Genomic DNA, 1,819 nt, shown 5'->3' on the forward strand with positions numbered 1-1,819 from the left:
GGGGCTGTAAAATAAGTCTTTAATTAAGAATCGCCAGTTCCGACAGATGCCGGTTCTGGTGATTCTTCGTTTTTTTACCTATTATTTATGATAATGATTGATTTTTCCATAAAAAAGCGTGCACTTAATAAAGCTATGAGTATAGTTCTTGGATTTTATGCAGCCAACTTGTTTCTCTGCTTTTTATTATGATATTTATAAAGATTAAAACCACAAGAAATCAGTGTGAGTTCAAGAATTGCGTTTTTCTCACCTCTTCGAAATAATCTTTTGTAGGATTTATCCCATTTTAAAATGCCAAATGTTCCTTCTGCCTGAATACTACGATTCATTCTCAACAGTGCACCATGTATTGATTCTAGATTTGTAATTACCTCTTGATGTATAGATGTTAATTCCTGATTCATTCGAATGGTTCTGTTTTTGCTTGCCTTAGGACAACAATTGTTTTTAAATTGGCAGCCTTCACACGATTTGCATTCATAGATTTCTTCGGTTCTGCCATATTTGTTTTTATAGACATGTTGTCTACTTTTAAAGTGAAACGTCTTTCCATTTGGGCATATCAAATTTCCATTCTCGTCTCTTTTAAAGTTGACTGCACGATATGGATTTTCATGATACTTCTTATCGGATGTTTCTTTTTTGTACATGGTAAATTTCATATATTTTTCCATCCCATGCTCTTCACAGTAAAGATAGTTATTATAGGAACCATAGCCTGCATCTGCAACTGGATACTTTGGATAATGACCATAGATTTCATTGAATTTTTCCATCAAAGGAACAAAGCATTCCATATCTGATGCATATGGTTTTACATCAACTACTGCTATATATTCATCACAGACAGCGGTCTGTAGATTGTACGCTGGGAGAAGCTGATCATTACCCATATAATCCCGTTTTATGCGCATAAAAGTGGCATCGTGATCGGTTTTGGAATAACTGTTTCTTTCATCGCCACAGACTTCTATATGATGTGCATATGTCTTTAATCGTTCTAGATATCCCTCTAATTCCTGATATTGTTTTTGCTGAAGGCTTTTTCTATGACCACAACCAGATACAAACGTGGATTTCACCAGATTTGTTGCATTCTTGTACATTTCCAAGAGTTCAGATACATATTCAACAGCATACTCGTCTCTCTTATCAAGTTTTACACCGAAATATCCTAATATTTCCTGGTTCATTGCATCGATTAGCATGGATATCTTTTCATAAACCTTTCCTCGGTTTTTTGTACAGGACTTTTTCCATATCCAGGTATAGCGGTTTGCATTTGCCTCTATTTTTGTCCCATCAATGTAGGTGTGTTCTAGGTCGACATGATCCTTTTCAAAAATATATGTATTCACATCCAAAAAAATATGTTCAATGGAATCAGTAAGTTCATTTCGAATGACGTTGCCAAATGTAGCAAATGAAGGTGCCTTCATGCCATCAAGAAGATACATATATCGGATATCATTTCTGCAAAGTTTTTCGATTTCCCGCAGAGAGCAGATTCCGTGTTCCATGAAAGCAAAGAGTATCACTTTGAGGAGTTTCTGTTCATCACATCTTGGACGACCTGTTCTGTAGCCTTTCTCTACAAAATATTTTGATAGATCGATGTGATCCATTACCTCACAGAAAGTGTATACTGGATCAGATATATTAATTAGTTTTTCAATTTCCAATGGTAATTTCAGCTGTCGTACTGTATAATTATCATTGGTGTTTTTATTTATTCGCATAATTAATTATACCAAAAAATCGCTGAAGTCTCATGACCTCAGCGATTTTTCTTTTAGGGGAGTTTTTTTACAGCCCC

At 35.0% G+C, this 1,819-nt stretch carries 1 protein-coding gene; it reads right to left on the bottom strand.

The window, feature by feature from the left end; all coding sequences use genetic code 11:
• Nucleotides 1-155: 155 nt before the first annotated feature.
• Nucleotides 156-1,742 carry a transposase gene (locus BUB77_RS28995; protein WP_073280643.1) on the bottom strand — a complete coding sequence of 529 codons (1,587 nt, stop codon included), beginning with the start codon at nt 1,740-1,742 and terminating at the stop codon, nt 156-158.
• Between the last annotated feature and the right edge of the window lie 77 nt (nt 1,743-1,819).

This window comes from Anaerocolumna jejuensis DSM 15929 (assembly GCF_900142215.1).
Taxonomy (GTDB): domain Bacteria; phylum Bacillota; class Clostridia; order Lachnospirales; family Lachnospiraceae; genus Anaerocolumna; species Anaerocolumna jejuensis.